Annotated in this window: 20 protein-coding genes; 3 read left to right on the forward strand and 17 right to left on the reverse strand. The window is 52.8% G+C overall.

The features are described 5' to 3' along the window. Window positions 1-11 precede the first annotated feature (11 nt). From purF to leuC, 14 genes are all read right to left on the reverse strand, one after another. On the reverse strand, window positions 12-1,532 hold the full coding sequence (gene purF / locus ACFFLD_RS12275) for an amidophosphoribosyltransferase (protein WP_386041018.1): 1,521 nt from the start codon (window positions 1,530-1,532) through the stop codon (window positions 12-14). 87 nt (window positions 1,533-1,619) lie between these two features. Beyond that, window positions 1,620-2,201, reverse strand: coding sequence for a CvpA family protein (locus tag ACFFLD_RS12280; RefSeq protein ID WP_386041020.1), 582 nt, complete (start codon window positions 2,199-2,201; stop codon window positions 1,620-1,622). Between the two features lie 3 nt (window positions 2,202-2,204). After that, window positions 2,205-2,909, reverse strand: a complete 705-nt coding sequence (locus ACFFLD_RS12285; protein WP_386041022.1) for an SPOR domain-containing protein — start codon at window positions 2,907-2,909, stop codon at window positions 2,205-2,207. Beyond that, complete coding sequence (folC, locus tag ACFFLD_RS12290; RefSeq protein ID WP_386041024.1) at window positions 2,896-4,254, reverse strand: bifunctional tetrahydrofolate synthase/dihydrofolate synthase; 1,359 nt, start codon at window positions 4,252-4,254, stop codon at window positions 2,896-2,898. The genes ACFFLD_RS12285 and folC overlap by 14 nt, the downstream gene beginning before the upstream one ends. After that, entirely contained in the window at window positions 4,247-5,269 is a 1,023-nt protein-coding gene (accD, locus tag ACFFLD_RS12295) for an acetyl-CoA carboxylase, carboxyltransferase subunit beta (RefSeq protein WP_386041027.1), read from the reverse strand. Before accD ends, folC begins: the two co-directional genes overlap by 8 nt. Before the next feature lie 94 nt (window positions 5,270-5,363). Further along, window positions 5,364-6,167 carry a tryptophan synthase subunit alpha gene (gene trpA / locus ACFFLD_RS12300; RefSeq protein WP_386041029.1) on the reverse strand — a complete coding sequence of 268 codons (804 nt, stop codon included), beginning with the start codon at window positions 6,165-6,167 and terminating at the stop codon, window positions 5,364-5,366. 23 nt (window positions 6,168-6,190) lie between these two features. Continuing rightward, complete coding sequence (gene trpB / locus ACFFLD_RS12305) at window positions 6,191-7,378, reverse strand: tryptophan synthase subunit beta (RefSeq protein ID WP_386041544.1); 1,188 nt, start codon at window positions 7,376-7,378, stop codon at window positions 6,191-6,193. A gap of 159 nt (window positions 7,379-7,537) precedes the next feature. Next, on the reverse strand, window positions 7,538-8,176 hold the full coding sequence (locus ACFFLD_RS12310) for a phosphoribosylanthranilate isomerase (RefSeq protein WP_386041031.1): 639 nt from the start codon (window positions 8,174-8,176) through the stop codon (window positions 7,538-7,540). Further along, on the reverse strand, window positions 8,173-9,111 hold the full coding sequence (gene truA / locus ACFFLD_RS12315; RefSeq protein ID WP_386041033.1) for a tRNA pseudouridine(38-40) synthase TruA: 939 nt from the start codon (window positions 9,109-9,111) through the stop codon (window positions 8,173-8,175). The genes ACFFLD_RS12310 and truA overlap by 4 nt, the downstream gene beginning before the upstream one ends. Window positions 9,112-9,120: 9 nt before the next feature. Further along, window positions 9,121-11,187 carry a type IV pilus assembly protein FimV gene (locus ACFFLD_RS12320; protein WP_386041035.1) on the reverse strand — a complete coding sequence of 689 codons (2,067 nt, stop codon included), beginning with the start codon at window positions 11,185-11,187 and terminating at the stop codon, window positions 9,121-9,123. Between the two features lie 180 nt (window positions 11,188-11,367). Continuing rightward, entirely contained in the window at window positions 11,368-12,480 is a 1,113-nt protein-coding gene (gene asd, locus ACFFLD_RS12325; RefSeq protein ID WP_386041037.1) for an aspartate-semialdehyde dehydrogenase, read from the reverse strand. A 264-nt stretch (window positions 12,481-12,744) separates the two neighbouring features. Continuing rightward, on the reverse strand, window positions 12,745-13,824 hold the full coding sequence (gene leuB / locus ACFFLD_RS12330; protein WP_386041039.1) for a 3-isopropylmalate dehydrogenase: 1,080 nt from the start codon (window positions 13,822-13,824) through the stop codon (window positions 12,745-12,747). Window positions 13,825-13,936: 112 nt separating this feature from the next. Further along, a complete protein-coding gene (gene leuD / locus ACFFLD_RS12335) occupies window positions 13,937-14,584 on the reverse strand; it encodes a 3-isopropylmalate dehydratase small subunit (RefSeq protein ID WP_386041041.1) in 648 nt (215 codons plus the stop codon). A 3-nt stretch (window positions 14,585-14,587) separates the two neighbouring features. Further along, window positions 14,588-16,039: a 3-isopropylmalate dehydratase large subunit gene (gene leuC / locus ACFFLD_RS12340; protein WP_386041043.1), complete on the reverse strand. Its 1,452-nt coding sequence runs from the start codon at window positions 16,037-16,039 to the stop codon at window positions 14,588-14,590. Between the two features lie 158 nt (window positions 16,040-16,197). Between leuC and ACFFLD_RS12345 the strand changes: the two genes are divergently transcribed. After that, the gene (locus tag ACFFLD_RS12345; RefSeq protein ID WP_386041045.1) at window positions 16,198-17,088 is read left to right on the forward strand and encodes a LysR family transcriptional regulator; all 891 of its coding nucleotides are present in this window, start codon (window positions 16,198-16,200) and stop codon (window positions 17,086-17,088) included. A gap of 58 nt (window positions 17,089-17,146) precedes the next feature. On the opposite strand, the gene ACFFLD_RS12350 is transcribed toward ACFFLD_RS12345, so the two are convergent. After that, entirely contained in the window at window positions 17,147-17,830 is a 684-nt protein-coding gene (locus tag ACFFLD_RS12350) for an NAD(P)H-binding protein (RefSeq protein WP_386041047.1), read from the reverse strand. 226 nt (window positions 17,831-18,056) lie between these two features. On the opposite strand from ACFFLD_RS12350, the gene rlmF reads away from it, so the two are divergent. Beyond that, the gene (gene rlmF / locus ACFFLD_RS12355; protein ID WP_386041049.1) at window positions 18,057-18,989 is read left to right on the forward strand and encodes a 23S rRNA (adenine(1618)-N(6))-methyltransferase RlmF; all 933 of its coding nucleotides are present in this window, start codon (window positions 18,057-18,059) and stop codon (window positions 18,987-18,989) included. Window positions 18,990-19,372: 383 nt separating this feature from the next. Here rlmF and ACFFLD_RS12360 read toward each other — a convergent pair whose 3' ends face one another. After that, the gene (locus ACFFLD_RS12360; RefSeq protein WP_386041051.1) at window positions 19,373-19,948 is read right to left on the reverse strand and encodes a hypothetical protein; all 576 of its coding nucleotides are present in this window, start codon (window positions 19,946-19,948) and stop codon (window positions 19,373-19,375) included. A 1,138-nt stretch (window positions 19,949-21,086) separates the two neighbouring features. Here ACFFLD_RS12360 and ACFFLD_RS12365 point away from each other — a divergent pair. Further along, a complete protein-coding gene (locus tag ACFFLD_RS12365) occupies window positions 21,087-22,400 on the forward strand; it encodes a hypothetical protein (RefSeq protein ID WP_386041053.1) in 1,314 nt (437 codons plus the stop codon). A 55-nt stretch (window positions 22,401-22,455) separates the two neighbouring features. On the opposite strand, the gene ACFFLD_RS12370 is transcribed toward ACFFLD_RS12365, so the two are convergent. After that, window positions 22,456-22,977 (reverse strand): zinc ribbon-containing protein, encoded by a 522-nt coding sequence (locus tag ACFFLD_RS12370; RefSeq protein WP_386041055.1) that lies wholly within the window; start codon window positions 22,975-22,977, stop codon window positions 22,456-22,458. Window positions 22,978-23,100 lie beyond the last annotated feature (123 nt).

Below are 23,100 nucleotides of genomic sequence, written 5' to 3' on the forward strand. Positions count from 1 at the left end.
GGGCTTACCTCCTAGTCGTCCAGGTCATCATCCTGATTGTGCATGTCGACCAGGGCATGGTCACCAGCACTTTGATCCTTGGCAGAATCATTACGGCTAGCCTCCAACGCGGCCAGGTAGGCGTCATCAATATCACCCGTCACGTAATGCCCATCAAACACAGAGCAATCAAACTCTTCCATATCAGGATTGACTTCACGGCAGGCCGCTTTTAGATCATCCAGGTTTTGATAGAAGATACGATCAGCGCCAATCAAGTCGCCCACTTCTTGCTCACTTCGGCCATGGGCAATCAGCTCGGACGCAGCCGGCATATCAATGCCGTACACATTAGGGTAACGCACGGGCGGCGCCGCAGAAGCAAAATAAACCTTGCGAGCACCTGCATCACGAGCCATTTGAATAATTTGCTTACAGGTCGTGCCACGCACAATCGAGTCGTCCACGAGCAGCACGTTTTTGCCTCTAAACTCGACATCGATGGCGTTGAGCTTTTGACGTACCGATTTTTTACGCTGGGTTTGTCCCGGCATAATAAAGGTACGGCCGATGTAGCGGTTCTTCATAAACCCTTCGCGATACGTCACCCCAAGGTGCTGAGCCATTTCTAGTGCTGAGGTACGCGATGTATCGGGAATGGGGATCACCACATCAATATCATGCTCCGGCCACTCATTGAGAATCCGGTCCCCCAGCTTACGGCCCATCTGCATACGGGTACCGTAGACATACGCGCCGTCCAGTAACGAATCAGGACGCGCTAAATAGACATGCTCAAAGATACACGATCGCAATTGCGGCCGGTCAGCACATACCTGGGTGTGTATATTGCCTTCGATGTCGACAAAGATTGCCTCGCCGGGAGACAGATCCCGCTCAAGCTCAAACCCACCCACATCCAACGCGACAGATTCGGAGGCGATCATTACCGCTTGGCCATTCTCTTCTTCCCGGGTTCCAAACACTACCGGACGGATACCAAAGGGGTCGCGAAAGGCCACCATGCCAAAGCCGTTAATAATCGCCACGGCCGCATAGCCACCTTTACAACGACGATGCACACGGCGTACAGCGTCAAAAATATCTTCTGCTTCAAGGTGCAGGCCCTGCTTGCCAAGTTCATGGGCAAATACGTTAAGCAGCACTTCCGAGTCGGAGCTGGTATTGATATGACGCAAATCAGTTGAAAATAACTCCTGCTTCAACTGCTCAGAGTTAGTCAAGTTGCCGTTATGAGCCAATGCAATGCCGTAAGGGGAGTTTACATAGAACGGCTGAGACTCAGCCTCACTTGAAGAGCCTGCCGTGGGGTAACGTACGTGACCAATGCCCAGGTTCCCTTTTAGGCGTGCCATATGGCGCGTATGAAACACATCACGAACCAAGCCGTTACTCTTGCGCAGTAAGAAGCGTCCCTCGCTCCATGTCATCATGCCGGCAGCGTCCTGGCCACGATGCTGAAGTACGGTCAGGGCATCGTAGATTCCCTGATTTACCGCCTGCTTGCCCAGAAGGCCCACTATACCGCACATTCACGTTACCTCGCTTAATGCCATGGCTTACCTAAGTCATATACCTAAGCAAACCCGTACGTTCGAAGAATCGAGTTCAGTAGCAGGTCAATCACCTGCTGGGATAAATTCACGCTCCGCCGCACCGGGACCGGGCAAGCGCAGCTCAGGTAAAGGGATGTCACGCAGTGAAGCCGGCGCTTCCGGGAGGCCACGGTCCCACTGATCTAATTGACTCACCGCCCAATCGCGCAGCTGTATGAAGGTCGGGCGCAGCTCTGCTTGCTGCCATGCCTGCAATTCAGATAAGGGTGTAAGGGTAATGAGAACCGTAGCAACAAGTAGGATAACTGCCCCACGAGCAATCCCAAACGCCGCCCCCGCGACACGGTTTAAAAGCCCCATTCCCACCCATTCAACCGCTGCGTGGACCAACCGAATCACAATGCCACAGAGTAAAATGACGGCAAAAATCACCAACACAAAGGCCAGTACTAAGCGGGCATCAAAGCTTTCGATAAACCCACTCATTAATTCAGCGACCGGTTCAGCCAGCACTCTGGCGACCATTAAGGCAACTACCCAGGCCGCTAATCCCAGCGCTTCGCGTACAAACCCTCTTACAAACCCGGCTAACATTGACAGCGCAAGTACCGCCAGGAAAACCGCATCAATCCAGGTTAATGCCATGAATTAGTCTCTTACCCGAACGAGCAGGCCTTGCACGTTTGCCCGCTCCTTGATCGATGACATAGCCGACTCGCCCTCTTCGGAAGTCGCATAGGGGCCCACGAAGACAGTGGTCATATTATTGTCGCGCTCACGCTGATACACCGTAAAGCCTTGATCAGAAAGCTGCTGGCTAAGACGTCGAGCGTTACCGGGCTCGCCGAAACTACCTACCTGTACCGCCCATTCGCCTTGGGCAGTCGATGCAGGCGCAGACGCAGCCTGAGATGAACCACTCGCACTGCCACTATTGCTATTGCCGGTATCGCTGCTGTTACTGGCTATCAGGTCGGCAATAGGGTCGCTTTCGGTAACGGCTGGTGCCGTCGCTGGCTCACTGGAACCGGCTGCCTCTGCTGCAGGTGAGGAAGATTCATCGGACGCTAGCTGATCGGTTTGTGGCTGCCGGGGAATAGCCTGAATGGGCAGACTATTGTCGCCATTCTCGCTCAGTGGCGTAGTCGTGACGGTTGGCTCTTGAATGGTCGAGGGCCGTTGCGGCGCAGGCACATCGCGCCGCTCCACATTGACAGGCTGTTCAATCACAAAGCTTGGCTGCGGGCGATCCTCCCTTGGAGCAGGGTCACTCATCAGCCACGGCACAAAGATCGCCAGCAGGGCGAGTAAAATGACAATACCGCTGATACGTTCCGTTTTACCGTATTTCATGTTCGTCTCCCTCAGGCAACGCAACGCCAGTTGGCAGTAGCTGAGCTAACAACGCTGCGACTGTCAAAAACGACCCGGTGGCTAGAACACGGTCATCGGGGGTTAACACATCTGCCAGCCAGTCGGCACCCAACTCAGGTGTGTCAGCACAAAAGTGCACCTGCCCACCCATAGCGCTGATCCGTGATGACAATTCACTCGCCTGACAACCACGCTCGCCCGGTAACGACACACATACCCAATGACTGATCCGCGTTGTCAGTGCCGTTATGACACCGTCTATATCCTTATCATTCAACATGCCGATAAGCCCCCACTGCCGCCCACCTTGTGGCGGTAACGGCAAATGGCGTGCGACGTATTCAGCAGCATGCGGATTATGACCAACATCCAGGCACCACGGCCCGATCCACTGCAAGCGACCTGGCAGTTGCACCTGACTAAACGCGGTTTGTACCGCTTGTTTATCCAACGCCAGCCCGGTAAGCGAGAGAGCCTGAAGTGCCGCGGCAGCGTTGTCGATAGGCAATCCAGGGTCGGGAAGCTGATCGATACTCACATAGCTACCATCCGCCCACTGACCACTCCATTGCCATAGGTCACTGTGGGAAGCCATCGCTTGATGATTAAACTGATGCCCCAATTGGAAGGTTGGCGCCGCCAAAGCCTTGGCGCATTCAGCAACGCTAGCAGGCAACGCCTGGCTGCCTAATACGGCAGGTCGGCCAGCGCGGAAAATACCGGCTTTTTCACGCCCTATCTGGGCTAGATCGGTGCCCAGAAAGTTAGCGTGATCTTGAGCAATCGTCGTGACGATAGCCACATCAGGGTCAACAATATTGACCGCATCAAGACGACCGCCTAACCCCACTTCCAGGATTGCCAAATCAAGCTTGGACTTGGACAAGCACCACAAGCCACACAACGTGCCCGCTTCAAAATAGGTCAGGCTAATGCCAGGCGACTGCAAACGAGCCCGCTCAACGTGCTCAAAGCCTTTTACGAGCAGTTGATCTTCCGCTTCCTGACCATGGATCTTGACGCGTTCGTTGTAGCGCAACAGATGAGGAGAGGTATAGGTTCCTACCCGCTGCCCATGAGCGTGAGCGACAGCCTCTATCATGGCAAGGGTCGACCCCTTGCCATTCGTGCCAGCCACGGTGATGACAAAAGGTGCAATCGGGCTGGCAAGCAACCCCATGCGATTTGCCACTTGCGAGACACGCTCCAGCCCCAGATCAATCCCTACCGGATGCAACATTTCCAAATACTGCAGCCATTCCGGTAGGGAGCGTGATGTTGAAGCCAATGGCTGCGAGGTGCGTTGCGGCAAAGAATCAGGCATTGCGTGATGGGTCATCGCCCTTGGCGACAGCAGCGGAGTCCGTTTTCACAGCGTCATCGCTGTCAGCATTGACATCAGCCACCTCTGCTAAGCTGGCTTCCTCGACGATCGGTTCGGAGATATCACCTTCGTCAATGGCAAGAGAGGTATCCGGGGTTGCGTCGTGATGCGTTAACTTACGCAACACACTGCCCACCCGAGCACGCATTTCATGACGATGCACAATCATATCGACGGTGCCGTGCTCAAGTAAAAACTCACTCCGCTGAAAGCCTTCAGGCAAAGTTTCACGCACTGTTTGCTCGATAACCCGCGGCCCGGCAAAGCCAATCAAGGCGTTAGGTTCAGCTATATTCAGATCGCCCAACATGGCTAGCGAGGCAGACACACCGCCAAACACTGGATCGGTCAGCACCGAAATATAAGGCACGCCCAACTGTTTGAGTTTTTCAAGCGCTGCGGATGTCTTGGCCATCTGCATCAACGAGAACAACGCTTCCTGCATACGCGCGCCCCCAGAGGCTGCGAAGCAGATTAGCGGAATGTTTTCTTCTAACGCCAAGGTCGCAGCACGCACGAATTTCTCGCCCACCACCGCACCCATTGAGCCACCCATAAAGGTGAATTCAAAGGCAACGGCCACCACTGGCAAACCATCAAGCTCGCCGCGCATGGCTACCAACGCATCCTTCTCACCCGTCTCTTTTTGAGCAGCGGCTAAGCGGTCCTTGTATTTTTTAGAGTCGCGAAATTTAAGCCGATCATGAGGCTCTATTTCTGCGGCGATCTCTTCACGCCCCGTTTTATCCAGGAACCAGTCCAAGCGTTTGCGTGCCGTCAAGCGCAGATGGTGATCGCACTTGGGACAGACGCTATTGTGCTTCTCCAACTCGGGAAGATAGAGAACCGCTTCGCACTTGGGACATTTACGCCAGAGGCCGTCGGGTACGCTAGCGCGACGGTCTTTACGCTGGATACGACCCATGGAGGGTACGATCTTGTCTAACCAGCTCATATCAAAAAGGCTTCCGTTATACGTCAACGCCTGGGATAACCAAGCATGATGAGTGTCGTCAATCTATTCAGTATAGGTCATAGCGTGGTTTGCTTTACGCATCCATCGCCGTACGCATTTCTGCTAGTACACTTTTCAACTGGCCAGCGATGATTTCAGGTGTATCGGCGTTTTCCGCGATGCGATTCACCAACGCGCTGCCCACAATCACGCCATCCGCGACTTTTGCCACTTCGGCGGCCGTTACTCCATCACGGATACCGAAGCCCACACATAGCGGCAAATCGGTCATTTCTCGTAATGGAGCCAGATGCTCGGCCACATCGTCAGCGTTGATGGTAGCGGCTCCTGTCACGCCTTTAAGCGAAACATAATACAGGTAACCTTCACCGTGGGCGCATATTGTACCGGCACGCTGATGTGAAGTGGTAGGTGCGACAAGAAAAATCGCCGCTAAATGGCGTGATTTCAACAGGGGACCAATCTCATCAGCCTCTTCTGGCGGCATATCCACAATTAGTACACCATCGACGCCGACACTTGCTGCTTGATCGGCAAAATTTTCATAACCAATCCGCTCAATGGGGTTTAAATACCCCATGAGCACGACGGGCGTAGTGGTATCGGTTTGGCGAAACTCTTTCACCATCTGCATCAGGTCAACCAGGCGTGTTCCCTGCTTTAACGCCCGCTCACAGGCTTTTTGGATCACGGGGCCGTCTGCCATGGGGTCGGAAAACGGCACGCCCAGTTCAATCACATCGGCACCCGCCTCTACCAGCGCATGCATAAAGCCCACCGTATACTGCGGCGCCGGGTCCCCTGCGGTAATGTAAGGGATCAAAGCCTTGCGGCCCTGCTGTTTAAGTTCACTGAAACGCTGATCAATACGGTTCATGCTTACCCTTAAAAAAGCTGCCCTTAAAATTCAATGCCATCGAGCTTGGCCACCGTCATGATGTCTTTATCGCCGCGGCCAGACAAATTGACCACGATGTGCTGGTCAGGACGCATCGTCGGTGCCAACACTTTGGCATGCGCCAACGCGTGAGCTGATTCAAGCGCGGGCATAATGCCTTCCATATGCGTCAGCTCTCTGAAGGCTTCAAGCACCTCGTTATCGTTAGCCGCCACATAGGAAACACGCCCGACATCTTTCCACAGCGCATGCTCGGGCCCTACGCCCGGGTAGTCCAAGCCAGCTGAAATGGAGTGCGTATCGGACACTTGCCCTGCTTCATCTGACATTAAATAGGTGCGATTGCCATGCAATACACCGCGTGGAGCGTTGGATGCCAATGGCGCCGCGTGGCGCCCAGTGGAGACGCCATCGCCACCCGCCTCAACGCCATACATGGCCACGCCATCGTCTTCCACAAACGGATAAAACAGCCCCAGGGCATTGGAGCCACCGCCTACGCAAGCTATCAGCGCATCCGGCAAGCGGCCAATTTGCTCAAGCGATTGACGACGTGCCTCGCGCCCGACCACAGCGTTGAAATCACGCACCAGCAACGGATAAGGGTGCGGCCCCGCCACGGTACCAATAATATAAAAGGTATTATCTACATTAGTGACCCAGTCGCGCAGTGCTTCGTTCATGGCATCTTTTAGTGTCCGCGTGCCAGACTCGACCGGGATAACGCGTGCGCCAAGCAAATGCATGCGATATACGTTCAACTTCTGGCGTTGAACATCATCAGCGCCCATATAGACATCGCACTCAAGGCCCAAACGAGCGGCAACCGTGGCTGACGCAACGCCATGTTGCCCTGCCCCTGTTTCAGCGATGATGCGCGGCTTACCGGCTTTTTTTGCCAGCAGCGCCTGACCAATCGTGTTGTTAACCTTGTGAGCACCCGTGTGATTCAAGTCTTCACGTTTCAGCCAGATCTGGGCACCCCCAAGACTGGCCGACCAGCGCTGAGCGTGATAAAGCGGCGAGGGGCGACCCACATAATGGGCTAAGTCATAATCAAATTCGGCCTGAAAATCGGGATCATCACGCAGGCTTAAATAGGTTTTCTCTAACTCTTCCAACGCAAAGCTAAGCGTCTCTGACACAAACCGGCCGCCATAAGGGCCAAAACGACCACGTGCATCGGGCATCCGGGTCAGGTCGCTGTACTTTGTTTTAGAAACATCTCCAGAAACAGTCACAGAGCTACCTCACAAGATCGCCAGAACAGGCAAACAATAAATGAATAAGCGTACAACGCAATTTGATAAAACGCTTGCAACACGACCCCATACGCCACACAAGGATCACTAACGGGCGTCGGCCAATGCCACATGACGAATAAAAGACGTCATTTTACTCGCCTCTTTGCAGCCATGAGAGGCTTCGATACCGCCGGATACATCGACGGCATAGGGCGCTACCTGACGAACAGCGTCAGCAATATTCTCGTCGGTTAGCCCACCGGCGAGGATAACAGGTTTTGCTAGTGTTGCGGGGATTCTCGACCAATCAAAGGTTTCCCCCGTACCCCCCGGCACACCCGGCCGGTAAGCGTCCAATAGCAGCGCTTGAGCCTGTTGGTAGCGCTGCGCTTCATGTACCAGGTCTATCTCATCGCGCATGCGAAGCGCCTTCATCCAGGGCAGCGAATAGCGCTGGCACTCCTCGGGCGTTTCGTTGCCGTGAAATTGCAGCATATCCAAATAGGGCACGCAGCGTTCTATAAACGCTGCTGATTGATCCACAAAGAGGCCCACACGGGTAACAAAAGCAGGAACGCGTGCCGACAGGCGCGCCAACTGCTCAACAGACAGCGCCCGCTTGCTGTTAGGCCACATGACGAAACCTAGCGCATCGACCCCCAATGCCACAGCGCGTGCGACATCCTCATCGCGGGTAAGCCCACAGAACTTGACTCGGGTGCGGGTTAGCGGCAGTTCACTCATGGTGATACCTCCTGTTCAGGGTCCGCTGTTCTGTTACTGAGCGAGCGGTTGCGCCGGTACGCAACCCGAGGCGTATCGGGTAGCTCACGCTCGCCGGTCCACTCCCCCGTAAACGCCAGCAGCTGGGGCCCTAGCGGCTCTTTAGGCAAATCAAAACGCTCATCGTAAACTGAGTCGACAAAATGCAACCCGCAAGCAGGCGCCGTGACGTCTCCTTTACGACGGTTTCTAAGCGCCAACAGCTCACCGATATAGGCTTCGCTTTGTGCGCCCCGCCCGACACTCACCAATGCCCCGGCAATATTACGGATCATATGATGAAGGAAGGCATTGCCTTGAATATCAATCATGACCAGCTGGCCGTAGCGTTTGACATCAATAAAGTGCATATGTCGCCAAGGCGTTTTGGATTGACAGCCAGAGGCACGAAAACTGGAAAAATCATGCTCACCGACTAGCGCCTGTGCCGCTCGGTGCATGGCGTCTGCATCTAGCGGATCACGACACCACGTGACGTTCGCCCGCTCCAATACTGGTCGACTGATTTGATTAAGCAGTACATAGCGGTAACGTCTACCCAATGCGCACAAGCGAGAATGAAAGTCGTCGCCTACCGGCTTGACCCAACGCACGGCCACATCTCTTGGCAAATGGGTATTGGCACCAAAGATCCAGGCTTTCTCAGAGCGCCCTACTGGCGGGTCAAAATGCACGACCTGACGCGTCGCATGCACGCCAGAATCGGTGCGCCCACTGGCGTGAATCTGGATAGGCTCATTGGCCACCTTGGCCAGTGCATCTTCTAACGATGCCTGAACGGAGGCAGCATGCTTGAGGCGCTGAAAACCACAGAAACGGGTACCGTCATACTCGATACCCATTGCCAAGCGCCCTGTCAGCGGAATTTTCTCATCGAAGTGATAGAACAGCGTCATCAAGCCACGTCATGTTGAAGATTTTGAAGGTCCACTATTATCCAGGCCTCGCGGCGTGAATGCCACCTCTTCAATGTCCCACTCTTCTTCCACGGGCCGACGCGGTTTTTTTACAGCCGCAATGGGGACGCTATTATGCTGGGGTAAGAACTCTACCGTAGGCTGCATAAGTGTTTCGGTATGTTCCGTTTCATCGCTGCTTGATGCGCCACTTAACATGGGCGGGTGGTAATCAATGAATCGTTGCTTGGCATCTAACGGCGATTCAGATGTTTGCTGCGCGTCTCGACCCAGCGGTTCATCAACCGTTTTATCACCTGCGACGTCAACAGCACCGAGGGAAGCCAGTAATTGGCCCATGGGCACAACGCTGGGTGGCGCCAAGGATATGGGGGCTGCAAGGTTAGTAGACACAGGCAGGAGAGCCGCCTGCCCGCTCGCCTGGCCTTTTTCATCGGTGAGCTGTTCGGTTGGCTTCCAGGCAGGTGCTTTCTCATCGACTAACCACTGATCAGTATCCAGTGGCGGGATGGCTTGAGCGCTCGGTTGTTCTGCCTCAGTTTTGACGGCCGCCTGCGGCTCATGAGTTTTATCAGCGGGTTGCGCTGTTGATGCTTGTGGTTCCCATGCAGAGCTTGGCACTTGCTCTAATTCAGTGTCGCGTTGCTGAGCTGATTGAGGGCCAGTCGCGGCTCCCGGCGTTGGGGTAACGTTAGGCGAACCAGCTGGTGTTATAACGGGCTCCGTCACCGACACGCCTTCCCAATTATCTTCGCGGCGTTGACGCAGCCAGACCAATAGCGCTATCAGCAGCGCAATAGCCAGTAGCGCCAGCGGCCACTGATAGCGAGCCAACAAGGCGCCTACGCTCTGGTTCTCTTCCACATTGGCCGCGAGCGGCACAGGTGTTGGTGGCTGGGCGGCCATTGCCTCATTTAACGCCTGCGTCAGCGAGGCGACATCGCTTCGCAGCGCATTGATTTCGGCACGCAACAACTCACGCTCTTCGATCATTTGCAAAAGCGTCACTTGGCTTAAGCGAAGCTGCTCGGTTACTTCCTCAAGGGTCAGCGCGTCGGATGGCGCAATGCTTTCTTCGCTGACTGCTTTATCATCTGCGTTTGCATCTGCCAATGCGGAGCGATTCGTGTTTAACGTATCAGCATCGCCAGCGATGAGGATACTGCTGGAAGCAGGCAGACTATTAACCCCTACGGTTTGAGCGGCAGCGGATGCACTGGTTTCTGAAACATTAGCATCTGGGAGATTGGCATCTGAAACATTGGCACTGGCAACATCAGGTAGCGCCACTCTCTGCAATGGAGCGTTGCGGCGTTCCCGCCACGCCTCGTTCATCGCCTGAATAACAGCGTTGGCGTCACTGTGAGAGCGCGCCAATACACGCGCTTCAAGGGGCACCTGCAGCGTTTGGCCAGCACGCATGCTGTTGATATTACCGGCTGGAAACACATCCGGGTTAGCTTCCAGCAGCGCGACCATCATCTGTTGAACGCTGGCTGCCTGAGGTTTGATGCGTTCGGCTACGCCCCAAAGCGTATCGCCGCTACCTATATAAGCGCTGTTGCTCCTGCCACCCGCGTTATTATCTGAATTGACCTGAGATACGACCGTCGGCTGGGCTTGCGTCGTTGCAGGGGATTGAGTTTGTGGCAGTGGCTGAGCATACCCCTGAGGGTCAAATAACAGCGTCACATCCTGCATTTCGCGCCCACCGGGATGCTCGATGGTCAACAACAGCTCCAGCCAAGGCTCGTTCATCGGCTGCTCTGAGATCAAGCGTATCTGACGGCCACCTTGCTGCTCTTGTACATGAATACGGATGCTAGCGGCTAAGGGAGTCCACTCAAGCCCTGCGGCAGAAAAATCTGCCGGATCAGCCACGCTGACGCGCACCTCCTCAAGAGGATAGTCACTGCTTTCCAGTAGCGGCAGCGAGGCATTTAACGGCGCATTCAGGTACGAGCTGACACTCGCCTGCCCTAGCCCAACGGCCAGCGCAATAGGACTCATTGCACTCAATGAGAGCCATGTCATCCAGGTGAGCGTTTTTTTCATTAATATTCCCTGATCGCCTTGTTACTTTTTGACCAACCAACGCAGCCCTATAGTATTACGTCTCCTTGATGATAACTTAACGAAATAGCGACTTTTTTCCCACCATCGTTATCAATGAACACAAAAAACGGGAAGCTGCGAACAGCTTCCCGTTTTTGACCGGCGTGCAATAATCAATAATTATTGTTCGCGCAGTATTTTCAACATCCGCTTGAGAGGCTCCGCGGCGCCCCACAACAGCTGGTCACCCACACTAAACGCAGAAAGGTACTCGCCTCCCATTTGTAGCTTACGCAGGCGTCCAACCGGCACCTGTAGCGTGCCGGTGGCGGCCGCTGGCGTAAGCCCTGCAATGGTGGCATCTTTGTCGTTCGGAATGAGCTTGACCCACTCATTGTGCTTGGCAATACGCTCTTCGATTTCGTCGAGCGGCACATCTTGCTTCAGCTTGATCGTGAACGCCTGACTGTGCGAACGCATCGCGCCAATACGCACACATAGACCATCGATAGGAATCGGGTTATTGCCAAGGCCGAGAATTTTATTGGTCTCAACGCTACCCTTCCACTCTTCACGGCTCTGGCCATTATCAAGCTTGGTATCAATCCACGGCAGCAGGCTACCGGCCAACGGTGCGGCAAAGTTATCAACCGGGAAGTCACCACCGCGCATCGCCGCCGTCACTTTACGATCGATATCAAGAATCGCACTCGACGTATCTTTTAGCTCTTCACCTACGCTATCGCGTAACTGTCCCATCTGGTTAAGCAATTCACGCATGTGCTTAGCGCCAGAACCTGAAGCGGCCTGATAGGTCATGGATGTCATCCATTCGACCATGTTGGCTTCAAACAGGCCACCCAGCCCCATCAACATCAGGCTGACGGTGCAGTTACCGCCTACGAAAGTTTTAGCCCCTTTCGCGAGCTGGTCGTCAATCACCTTGCGGTTGACCGGGTCCAGCACGATAGTCGCTTCATCTTCCATACGCAGCGTGCTGGCCGCATCAATCCAGTAGCCTTTCCAGCCAGCACTACGCAAATCTTTGTAGACCGGCTTGGTGTAGTCGCCCCCTTGGCAGGTCACGATGACATCCAGCGCTTTAAGCGCGTCGATATCAAAGGCATCTTTCAGCGGAGGTACATCCACACCAATGTCGGGGCCGGGCTGGCCAACCTGAGAAGTGGTGAAAAATACCGGCTCAATGCCGTTAAAATCACCATCTTCCTGCATGCGCTGCATCAGCACAGAGCCAACCATGCCGCGCCATCCCACGAAACCGACTGTCAACATATGAAGTCCTCCTGTAAAGAATGAGTGCCTCTATTATACACAAATCTTTACGCTAATTTTGAAACCGAAGACACAGGCATAGGATCCACTGCGACAGGCCTTGGAGGGCGCCCTGTCAACCCCTCCATCGGCGCTACTTTTTCCATCTGACCGCCATGGATGGCGAAATGCCGGAATGGTATGGAACAAATTCCGGCCCTGTAAAAAGCCCCCCTCTACGACCTGCCCCCAAACGCCATTAACGGGTGGCATTACCCACGACTCTTACTGCTTGGCAAACGCTGCCAGCACCGCATCGCCCATGGCATCGGTGCCGATAGTCTGCATGCCTTCTGATGCGATATCCGCGGTACGCAGCCCATCGTCAAGCACGCTACCCACCGCAGCCTCAATACGCTCCGCCATGGCAGTTTCATTCAGCGAGTAACGCAGCATCATGGCCACCGACAGCATCATGGCCAACGGATTGGCAATATTTTGCCCAGCGATATCCGGCGCGCTGCCATGGCAAGGCTCGTACATGCCCTGCCCACTCTCGTTAAGCGATGCGGATGGCAGCATGCCGATCGAACCGGTCAGCATCGCCGCCGCATCAGACAAAATATCACCAAACATGTTGCCGGTGACCACCACATCAAACTGCTTGGGTGCGCGCACCAGCTGCATGGCAGCGTTATCCACATACATATGGGTAAGCTCAACATCCGGATACTCGGGCGCTAAACGCTCCATCACTTCGCGCCATAAAATGGTGACTTCAAGAACGTTGGCTTTATCTACCGAGCAAAGCTTCTTGCCGCGCTTCTGGGCCATCTCAAACGCCACACGGCCAATACGCTCAATTTCGCTTTCAGAATAAATATAGGTGTTGAAGCCGACACGCTCGCCATTTCGCTCTTCAATGCCACGGGGCTGGCCGAAGTAAATGCCCCCGGTCAGTTCGCGAACGATCATAATATCCAGCCCGGCTACTAGCTCCGGCTTCAGGCTTGAAGCGCTGGCTAACTGCGGGTAAAGCATCGCCGGGCGCAGGTTGCCAAACAACCCCAGGTTTTTACGCAAGCCCAACAGCCCCTTTTCAGGGCGCTTGGCGAGGTCTTCAATTTTATCCCACTTGGGGCCGCCGACCGCGCCGAGCAAAATCGCGCTAGCGGCTTTGGCTTTTTCCAGCGTTTCAGCAGGTAGCGGCTCGCCATGCACATCGTAAGCGGAGCCACCCACGAGACCTTCTTCTACGTCAATATCCAGGCCAGCGTCTTGGCAGGCTTTCAACAAACGCGCCGCTTGGGCCGCAATTTCTGGACCAATACCGTCACCTGGCAGCAGAAGCACTTTATGGGTCATTTCAAATCCCTTGCATATTGGTTAATACGGCAGGCGCCGCCAAGCGCGCTGCAACAACATTGCAACGCGCTTTTTATGTATGGTTAAGCATTAATATTACGTAAGCGCCAGGTTACGCTGACTGACGAAATAGCCATGGGCGCACAGCTTTATGTTTTTGCTCAAAGGCACGAATAGCATCTTCGTCTTTTAACGTCAGGCCAATATCGTCCAAGCCTTCCAACAAGCAGTGCTTGCGAAACTCATCGACCTCAAACTCCAGAATCTCGCCCCCCGGCGTCATCACCCGCTGATTCTCCAGGTCAACCTCTAGCTGATAGCCTTCCTTACCCTCGACGCCAGCAAAAAGACGATCCACTTCTTCTTCACTAAGCGTGATTAACAAGATGCCGTTTTTAAACGCATTATTGTAGAAAATGTCAGCAAAGCTCGGGGCAATGACCACTTTGAAGCCAAAATCTTCCAGCGCCCAAGGCGCGTGCTCGCGCGAGCTACCGCAGCCAAAGTTGCGTCGGGTGAGCAACACTTCAGCGCCTTGATAGCGGGGTTGATTGAGCACAAAGTCTGGATTCAATGGCCGTTGAGAGCAATCCTGGCCCGGCTGACCTTCATCCAGGTAGCGCAGCTCATCAAACAGGTTAACGCCGAAACCGGTCCGCTTGATCGATTTCAAAAACTGCTTCGGAATAATTAAATCAGTATCGACATTAGCGCGATCCAGGGGCGCCACAATACCTTCAAAACGTTCAAATTTTTTCATGGCTTAAGCCTCCTGAGCGTGAGTGGCATCGTTGGCAGGCAAGGTACGAACATCGACAAAGTGACCGGCAATCGCCGCTGCCGCTGCCATGGCGGGGCTAACCAGGTGCGTACGGCCACCGTAGCCCTGGCGCCCTTCAAAATTGCGATTAGACGTCGACGCACAATGTTCACCAGCGCCTAACTTATCGGCGTTCATTGCCAGGCACATGGAGCAGCCCGGTTCACGCCACTCAAAACCAGCCTCGATAAAGATCTTATCCAACCCCTCAGCTTCCGCCTGACGTTTCACCAAGCCCGAGCCTGGCACCACCATGGCCAGTTTGATGGAGTCCGCTACTTTTTTGCCTTTGGCAACTTTGGCGGCCTCACGTAAGTCTTCAATGCGTGAGTTGGTGCAGGAGCCAATAAACACTTTATCCAGTTTTATATCGGTAATTTTCTGATTGGCGTGAAGTCCCATGTACTCCAAAGCGCGTACATGACTGCGCTGCACGGTTTCATCCTGCGCGGCGCTTGGGTCAGGCACATGGCCTGAAATACCGGTGACCATTTCTGGACTCGTTCCCCAGCTTACCTGCGGTTCAATCTCTTCCGCATTGAGGGTGACCACCTTATCAAACTGCGCATCAACATCAGAAACCAATTGGCGCCAATCCGCCACGGCTGCTTCCCACTGCTCAGCGGTAGGAGCAAAGGGCCGCTCGCCAAGATAATCGATTGTCGTATCGTCGACGGCAATCAACCCAACGCGGGCGCCAGCTTCGATAGCCATATTACATACGGTCATGCGGCCTTCCATCGAAAGCGAAGCAATCGCACTCCCCGCAAACTCAATCGCGTAGCCGGTGCCGCCAGCGGTGCCGATTTTGCCGATAATCGCCAACACCACATCTTTTGCAGTAACGCCAAGGCCCAAATCGCCTTCCACACGTACCTGCATGTTCTTCATTTTCTGTGCCAGCAAGCATTGGGTCGCCATCACGTGCTCAACCTCAGACGTGCCGATACCGTGAGCCAACGCGCCAAATGCGCCGTGAGTCGCAGTGTGTGAATCACCACATACCACGGTCATGCCCGGCAGCGTAGCGCCCTGCTCAGGGCCCACTACGTGAACGATGCCCTGGCGAGGATCGTTAATCTTGAATTCTTCGATCCCGTACTCAACGCAGTTGTCATCCAGTGTTTGTACCTGAATCAGCGATACCGGATCTTTAATACCGCTGTTGCCTTCGGCCCGTTCTTTGACAGTGGTCGGCACGTTATGGTCGGGCGTAGCCAGGTTGGCATCCAGGCGCCAGGGTTTGCGATTAGCCAAACGTAGGCCTTCAAACGCTTGAGGCGAGGTCACTTCGTGAAGCAGTTGGCGGTCGATGTAAATCAACGCGGTACCGTCATCACGCTGTTTGACCAGGTGCTGATTCCAGAGTTTGTCGTAAAGGGTTTGACCTGACATGTGGCTCTCCTGGGCGGTGCCCTGCTAGTTCGTTATGGCAGCCTCTTCGTGCTGCTTATATGTCTGAAAGGGAGTGTTACTCGACTCGCGCATAAAAGCAATTCATGTTATTCATACTTTAGATTCCAAAATGGAATACATGGACAAGAGGATCATCGGTGGATACACAAAGCCTACAAGCCTTTTTGGCTGTTGCTGAGACACAAAGTTTCTCCCGTGCGGCAGAACAGCTACATCTGACCCAGCCAGCCATCAGCAAACGCATTGCCACGCTGGAATCACAGGTGGAGGCGCGGCTATTTGACCGTATTGGACGCCGCATCGCGCTCACCGAAGCCGGTAGTGTGCTACTGCCCCAAGCACGGCGTATTCTATTTACCGTTGAGGATAGTCGCCGCGCGCTCGCCAACCTATCCGGCCAGGTAAGCGGCCCCCTTACCCTGGCCACCAGCCACCATATTGGCCTGCACCGATTGCCGCCCGTGTTAAAGCAGTACACTCAACGTTACCCGTCCGTCGCGCTGGACCTGCATTTTCTTGATTCAGAATTCGCTTATCGCGGCGTGCGCGATGGCTCACTGGAAATAGCGGTCGTTACGCTAGCTCCCCACCCGGTTGAGCAACTGCACGTAGTCGAGCTTTGGCGCGACCGACTGTGCTTTGTGTGTGCTAGCGACCATCCGCTCGCGGCCCAAGCCCATCAGAGCGTCTTGTCACTCGTTAACCTGTGCCAGCACAACTGCGTAATGCCAGGTGCTAAAACCTTTACCGGCTCGCTGATTGCCCAACGGTTTGAACAAGCAGGACTAGAGCTGCCGGTGAGCATGGCGACCAACTACCTCGAAACACTCAAGATGATGTGCAGTGTGGGGTTAGGCTGGAGCCTGTTACCGGAAATAATGGTCGATAGCGACCTGGTGGAGTTGAGCGTGGATAGTCCACCTATTTACCGCCCGCTGGGCTACCTCGTTCATACCAGCCGAACGTTATCAAACGCAGCACTCAGGATGATTGAGCAGCTTGAGAATACGCGAAGTGACGCCCATTAAAAGAGCCCGTAGTGAGCCTGAAGCGAGCGCATATTAGCGCATAGTAGCGCCAACGCACTCACTTAGTACGCTGATGTATATCAGCATTGGATAGCACAAAAGATGCGGGGCAAGCGCCCGTTTCAAAAGCTACCTCAATCATGGCAGCCGCAACGCGTTGAGTGGAAATAGGGCGTACTGATTTCGGTAATAAAGAGGCAGCAGGCGCGAGCAGCACACTCGCCATTTGCTCGGCAAAACGACCGTCCTTGGGGCGTCCTAACAGCAACGAAGGACGCGCAAAAAATACGCTTGTTAGAGCGAGCGCTTGAAGATCGCGCTCAACCTCGCCTTTAACGCGATTATAAAAAACCGCAGAATCAACGTTAGCGCCGTGCGCGGTGACCACCCCTAACCGACTCACCTCTGCCGTTTTACAGGCACGTGCAAACGAGAGCACCAAATCATGATCGACGCGGTAAAACGCCTTTTCGCTACCTGCCTGCTTTTTTGTTGTACCTAACGCCACAAAGGCCACTGAATGGGAAGGAAGCAACGCCGTTACTTGCTGCTCCAACTGATCAAAATCAATAAGATGTATTTGGAGTTTAGAAATGATGGCATCAGGAAAATCACGCGGCAGGTTTAGCTCACGACGGGCGATCAAGATAACATTAGCCACATCACCCCGCTGGCTGAGTTGAGTGACCAACTGCTTACCTAAAGCCCCTGTCGCGCCGACTACCACTGCTGTTCCATGCATGGCCTGCTGCCTCTTTGGTGTAAACGATAAGTGCTGAACTCTGAGCTGAAAGTGTGGCGCGTAAGAAGCGCCGTTATACCCGAATTCCTTTTACCCAGTAGGCAGCTAATGCTTAAACAAAGCCCCTCTCACACTGCCGAGTATGCTCACACATCCATTAAGCCTATAATCACGGGCCAAGCCAAACTTACCCTACTATCGACCGCCAAGTCTCAGGCCTACTACCGTGAACACCCTCCATCGACGTAAAAAAAGCCGCGCCACGCCGGTTCGCAAAGACCTGCACCCAAAAAATCTACACAACCTCGGCTATGACTTCCCAGCGCTCATCGAAAGCCACCCAGCACTAGCCCCCCATGTGAAACGGAACGCTCATGGCGAACTTTTCGTCGATTTCGCCGACCCAGTGGCAGTAAAAACACTCAATGCCGCGTTATTAAACCGATACTACAATATTGTCGGCTGGGATATTCCAGAGGGTGCGCTTTGCCCTCCCATCCCAGGCAGAGCCGACTATATCCATTACATGGCTGATTTGCTCGGGCATGAAAAGCCCAACGTCAAACTGCTCGATATAGGAACGGGAGCCAATGGCATCTACCCGCTATTGGCCTGCCAACTTTACGGCTGGCAGTGTGTCGGTAGTGACATTAACACTCAGTCGCTTGATAACGTCGCCACCATTATCGCCCACAATCCCACGCTCAAAGATCGCTTCACGCTGCGCACGCAGCACGATAAAAACCACATATTTGAAGGGATCATTCAACCGGGGGAGTTCTTTGACGTCAGCGTGTGCAATCCCCCCTTCCATGCGTCGCCAGACGAAGCGCTAAAGGGTAGCCAGCGTAAACTCAATAATCTTGCGCGCAGTCGTGGTGAACACAACGCTAACACCCACTCCCCCACACTGAATTTTGGCGGGCTGGGAGCAGAGCTTTGGTGTAAAGGGGGCGAACAGCTGTTTCTCAAAAAGCTAATAAGAGAAAGCCAGGCGTATTCGACTCAATGCCGCTGGTTTAGCAGCCTGGTTTCAAAAGCCGACAATGTTAAGCCTGCACTGAAGTTGATAGGTAAGCTCGGTGCCGTTGATAGTCGGGAAATAGAGATGAAGCAGGGAAATAAGGTTACGAGAGTATTGGCCTGGACATTTATTTAAGGCGTTTCTGATGAGGGGATATAGTGGTGCGAAACCTGCCGAGACATTACTCTGCTACAAACACATCGCTCAGGAGGGTAAAACAACAAGACGAGCATATGATCAATTAAATAATAAGCTGCATGTTCAAAGGAGCCGTGGTTGAGTTGATCCTTTTAGTTTGATCAACCTCATGGCGTTTTGATCGAGGTTATAGGGCTGAGGAGCGGCACGCTGACCACCCCACATCTTCTTCTTGCTCGACCCTACCACACTTAGCCGTTAGTTAGTTTTTCTTTTTCTATAACTTTAACTTTAACTTTAACTTTAACTTTAACTTTAGGAGAAAGCTTGAGACTACCCCATTGATCGCAGCGAGCATTTTGAATATAATTGCAAGAGATTCACTTCCAGCAATCCTCATAGAAACTACAAACGTTATATTCGCTGTCTAGTTTCGACATTCTAGCTAAATGATCATGAATAGCTTTAAGTTCAAATCTATTTAAGCTTTGAAAGTAATAAATAGCCATATAGCCATCACGCCTCATAACTTTTTTGTATGTTTTTGTGCTTTCCATGTCAGGGCTATTTGCTAATATCTCAAGCTCTTCGTCGGTTGCTCGAGAAAGCTCGGAAGAGTATTCATCTTTGTATTCAGACAGCGCTTTTTCTGTTGTACTATTCATATCTCTGGTAAATAAAACTAGATTATTTTCATAATTACTCCAGTAATCGGAAGAAAGGGGCGTAGTAATCTTTTGCTTTCTTTCTAATGTTGAAAATTTTGATAATTCAATTATTTCTTCTTCGGTTTTCTTTTTATAGTTGCTGTTAGCAACAGTTTGAACCATTACTGATTTTTGAATGATTTCTTCGATGAGTTTTGCTCTGTCAGGTGTTTGCGGGTATAGCGTTGTTGAACAACCATTTAGAGCAATCAATACCAACATGAACAAGGAGGGAAAGAAGTATTTCATGATACATCTCGAAGTATTAACTAACGTTTTGTTAAGGACGGACTTTAGCCATCCCGTGGGTGAGGCTAACGATTATAACCATTTACTACATGAAACTCAAATTTTGATTTTGCACTTAATGCCTAATTGTAAAAAAATTTGCTTTCGAACAGATAAAGCTAAAACTCTTTATTGGTATTAATTTTCTTGTTATTTTCATGCAAAATCGTGCGATAAAATAAAAACCATCACACTACATCAACTGTTTTTTAACATTCTTGCTTGCTTTTTTAAATAATATTATTCTCTTTGAACAATAAATGATGTCGATGACTTTTTTAAAAAAGAGATGTAGATACCTTTTTAAGTAATTTTTAGATACGTTTTAATTTTTCGAGATGTGTCGCCCCGTTCACAGATATAGTTACGACCACCAATAACGTCGCCCAATTATATTGTCCCTGTATTGCGGAGCCATGGTAGTACTAAGCCAGTTTAATATTTTGGTTATGAATTCGTGTATGCGTTACCTAACACTTAATTAAGCCGCGCAGCGCAATCGGCTTGAATGAACCGTTAGCGCTCAAGCTGGATATCTGAAAACAAAAGGGTGAGATACCCTGCCAGTATAGGCCTTTCTGAAGTCCAGACTTTTCTGGAGCACCATTAGGTGATATTGGCGCCTTTTCACGACCTACATGCCCACGTCGATTACCTATCGTGCTGTCTAACTAAGAAGTTATGCGCATATTAAATCAATTTTCTGGACCTATGAACTCGATGGCCTTCCTGATTAAGGGAAGGAATTTGCTGGTTTGCGCAGCCCTTTAGGCTAATGAACTAAAACGAAAGCACGCTACCGCCACGGCACACCTAGATTATGTTACAACGCTCCCGTTGCGACCTGTGTAACTCATTAACCTTACCTTATTGATAAATTTTTCTTAGATCACGTGCCGGTACAATAAAAAGTGTTTCCTACCTGGGACAACAGCTCTTTGGCAAAATTAATCTGGTACCGCTGTACGTTACTTTCACAGTTGCCTCGCTTCGCTCGTTACCATGCGCTACGAAAAGCACCTACGCCTAACTCTTAGCTTACCGCTGGCCTTCCTCCGCAAATCCGATTAGCCTGCTAATTCACTAACAAGGGACTGGCATGCAACAGACAACTCCTCGGCAGCGCTTAGCGGGCGTGCTGATTCTGGTTGGGTTAATCGCTCAAATTATTGGCTTTACCGATTGGTTAAACACCGCTCATGCGGTGAGCTACTTGTTATGGACGGCAGTAGTATTGCTATGGCGGGATATTCCCCGGCGTTCGCGGATTCAGGCGGGCGTATTGATTGCGCTGGGTGTAGGCATGCTGCTGGTGGCGCGGTTTGTGTATGACGCCGAGGTGGACTGGCCCGCGATGTGGCAAGGTAATTCGTTCGTGGTCTCCATGCTGGTGGGTGTTAGCTTTATCTCTCTGATTGGCAAACAAGGTAATAAAGGGGCGTCGGGCCAACGCGTAACTGGCACGGGCGGCGTGCTCAGCACCTGGCTGGGTGTGCATTTTCTAGGCACTATTTTAAATCTTTCGACTGTTTTTATGGTGGGCGACAAGCTGGCTCGGCGCGCGCCGCTTACTACACCGCAATTGTTGGCACTTAACCGTGGGCTGTCCAGTGCAGCATTATGGTCGCCCTTTTTTGCGTCCATGGGGGTTGTCATCGCCCTGGTGCCCGAAGTGCAGTACGCACAAATTGCCGTCGTGGGCTTTCCTATTGCGATGCTATCGGGGCTGTTAACCACATTGGAATTGCGCAAGCGATTTGACCTTAGCGAGGTAGATGGTTATTCACTAGCGCCTCGCAGCCTACTCATGCCAGTGGGCATGGCCTCTCTGGTGATGTTGTTCCATTTTTGGCTTACCCCCGCCCTGACCATTGTCAGTATCATTACCTTTCTACTGCCTAGCGTAGCGTTATTGAGCAACCTGCCTCATGGCCCGCTCTTTACCCTGCGCCGACTTAACCAGCACACCACTACGCGACTACCTGCCATGCGTGGGGAGATTTCATTATTTCTAGCGGCGGGCCTTTTGACCATCGGGCTATCAACGTTGGTGTCCGCCGCTGCAGGCAGCGACTGGACACTGTTCAGCCGATTTGGCACTTTTCAGGCAATGCTCAGTTTTGCGACGATTACGTTGAGTGCTCTGGCAGGGCTTCATCCGATTATTGGCGTGTCGGTCCTGGCGTCAATGCTCAACCTGCAGGAGGGAGAGCAAACCCTCTTTGCCTTCGTGGCGGTAAGCTCCTGGGCGGTGGGCACCAGCGTTGGGCCGCTGTCCGGTATTAACCTTTCGCTACAGGGGCGCTATGGGGTAAGTGGCTACCGCATGATGAAAAACAATATGCTCTACGCGGCAGTGATGAGCCTGCTTTCGCTGGGGGCGATCGCAGGCATCGGTTTTTTAGCCAGCTGAGTCATCACTCAGCGCTTGTTCTGGAAATGTGTGCTCCTTCCTCGCAACCTTGCGCTTAGGTCTCAACGATATTGCTAGGGAAGCGATAGAAGTAGCGATGACCACACTGGTGGCAGGGTTCTAAACGCGCCACGGTGGGTAACATCACCTGGGCGTCACAATGCGTGCAGGCCATAAGGCCGGGGGCCGCTATTTCGCCCTCGCAATAGTCAGCTCGGGCGGCTTCAAGGTCGTCCTCAAAGCGTTCGCGCTCAACCACGCTGCGGTCGGCAATCGAAAGGAGTGATTCAGCCACTCGGCGTGAAAGCTGGTCGATATCGATGCCCAACCAGCTAGCCACCTGTTTACCGGTATCGGCCATGTAATAGCGCATATCTTTAAGATCGCGCTCTACCCAGGCACGCAGTAACGCCAGCTCGTCTTTGGTGTACTCTTCAAGCTCCGACTCAAATTCAACCGCGTCGTCCAAATCCTTCTGTAAATTATCCCACGTTAGTTCATTAGCACCGCCCTGCATGCGCTCTAATAAACGTTCATAGCCTTCTCGTAGACGGTTATCAGTCTGTTGCTTGCTCATCCTGCCTCTCCTTTTGTCGACGCGTACGGTGACCTATCATCGGCTGACCGTTCAAGGATACACCTGCATAGGATACAATCGACGCTACTTATCTGACAGATGTCATCTCACATTCACTTTGCG

The organism is Vreelandella sulfidaeris (assembly GCF_042429665.1).
GTDB lineage: Bacteria > Pseudomonadota > Gammaproteobacteria > Pseudomonadales > Halomonadaceae > Vreelandella.